We start from the raw sequence: 448 nt of genomic DNA on the forward strand, positions 1-448 counted from the left end.
GTTAGTCGTTTTCGGGGAAGCCGAGGTTGATGCCGCCGTGCTTGGCGGGGTCGAGCCAGCGGCTGGTGACGGCTTTCTCGCGGGTGTAGAAGTGGAAGCCTTGGAGGCCGTAGGCCTTGCTGTCGCCGAACGCGGAGTCTTTCCAGCCACCGAAGGAGTAGTAGGCGACGGGCACGGGGATGGGCACGTTGATGCCGATCATGCCGACCTGGATCTCGTTCTGGAAGCGTCGTGCGGCGCCGCCGTCGTTGGTGAAGATCGCGGTGCCGTTCCCGAACTGGCCGGTGTTGATGAGCTCGACGCCTTCCTCGAAGGTCTTGACGCGCACGATGCCGAGCACGGGGCCGAAGATCTCTTCGGTGTAGGCGCGGCTGCTGGTGGGGAGGTTGTCGATGAGGGTCGGGCCGAGCCAGAACCCGCCTTCGGCGCCCTCGGCTTGGATGGTGCG

General features: G+C 65.4%; 1 protein-coding gene. It reads right to left on the reverse strand.

Annotated features, from left to right (window positions below):
* Position 1: 1 nt before the first annotated feature.
* Positions 2–448 (reverse strand): aldehyde dehydrogenase family protein (locus ACPYN9_RS17210; RefSeq protein ID WP_424468116.1); only part of this gene is annotated, 447 nt, incomplete at its 5' end.

Origin of the sequence: Pseudoclavibacter helvolus, assembly GCF_049707175.1 — a bacterium.
GTDB lineage: Bacteria > Actinomycetota > Actinomycetes > Actinomycetales > Microbacteriaceae > Pseudoclavibacter > Pseudoclavibacter helvolus_A.